This is a genomic window from Streptomyces sp. NRRL WC-3549, from assembly GCF_000721935.1.
Taxonomy (GTDB): Bacteria; Actinomycetota; Actinomycetes; order Streptomycetales; family Streptomycetaceae; genus Streptomyces.
The window spans coordinates 149,113-150,461 of sequence record NZ_KL585421.1 but is presented as its reverse complement, the minus strand read 5'-3'; the positions used below and the strand labels follow the sequence as shown (position 1 = coordinate 150,461).

The 1,349-nt window shown below is 73.2% G+C and carries 1 protein-coding gene and 1 pseudogene; both read left to right on the top strand.

The window, feature by feature from the left end; genetic code table 11:
* Nucleotides 1-302: pseudogene (locus tag IH13_RS0126055) on the top strand (TetR/AcrR family transcriptional regulator); the annotation flags it as partial.
* A gap of 40 nt (nucleotides 303-342) precedes the next feature.
* On the top strand, nucleotides 343-1,349 hold a 1,007-nt coding region (locus IH13_RS0126050), incomplete at its 3' end, for an MMPL family transporter (protein WP_037842338.1).

Sequence of the window (1,349 nt, the reverse complement as noted above, 5' to 3'; positions counted from 1 at the left end):
AACCGGCCGTGAGCGGCTACGTCGGCCTGGCGATGCGGTTCCACCTGGAGATAAAGATCATCTTCGCCGAGCTCCCGGACATGCTCGGCCACCCGGTACTGGCCGTCATCCCCCCGGCGGTCGAGCGGCTCGCGGACGCGCTGGCGGGCCGCTCGGGGCACCCGCGTGCCCGGGTCACGGCCCAGATGGTGATCGGCGGCGTCGCCGTCACGGTCGCCTCCGGCGTGGACGTCGCACCGGACACGATGCGCGCAGAACTGATCCAGGGGGCCTTGAGGACCCTCGGGCGCTCCACCAGCTGACAGAAGTCGTCCAGACCGAAGAGAAAGACCCCACCTTCGCATGGCTGTTCTGCTGTACCGGCTCGGCCGGTCGTCCTTCCGCCGCCGGGGGCGCGTCGTCGCCCTGTGGCTGCTGCTGCTCGCCCTGCTCGGTGGCGGGGCCGCTGCCTTCAGCGGGCCCACCACGAGCAAGTTCTCCATCCCCGGCACCGAGTCGCAGAAGGCCCTGGACTCACTCGCCCGGGAGTTCCCGCAGGCGAGCGGTGCGACCGGCACCATAGTCGTCGCCGCCCCCGAAGGCGGAAAGCTCACTCCGGCGGCCGTGGCCCCGGTGACGGAGGAGGCCGGGAAGGTCCCCGGAGTCGTCGGGGCGGTCGACCCCTTCGCCGCCGGAGCGGTCTCCCCGGACGGCCGGTACGCCCTGGTCCAGGTGCAGTTCGCCGAGGGCGTCGACGGCGTGAGCGACGCCCAGCGCGAGGCCTTCACGAAGGCGGGCGCGTCCGCCGACGGGCTCCGGGTCGAACACGGCGGCGAGATCATGCGCGGCGTTCCGGAGATCGGCTCGACCGAGGGCATCGGTGTGGCGGTCGCCGCCCTCGTCCTCGTCCTCACCTTCGGTTCCCTGGCCGCGGCGGGGATGACGCTGCTCAACGCCCTGGTGGGCGTGGCGGCCGGCATGGCCGGGCTCTTCGCGCTCAGCAGCGCCGTGGAACTGACCAGCACCGCGCCCATCCTCGCGCTCATGCTCGGCCTCGCCGTCGGCATCGACTACGCGCTGTTCATCACCTCCCGCTACCGCCAGTACCTCTTCGAGGGCATGGACGCGGAGGAGGCGGCCGGGCGGGCCACCGGAACGGCCGGCTCGGCCGTCGTCTTCGCGGGCGCCACCGTCGTCATCGCGCTCGTCGGCCTCGCCGTCGCCGGGGTCCCCTTCCTGACGGTCATGGGCGTGGCGGCGGCGGCCACGGTCGCACTCGCCGTGCTGGTCTCCCTCACGCTGCTGCCCGCGGTGCTGAGCTTCGCGGGCCCCCGTGTCCTGCCCCGCAAGCGGCGGGCGCCGGACCGTAC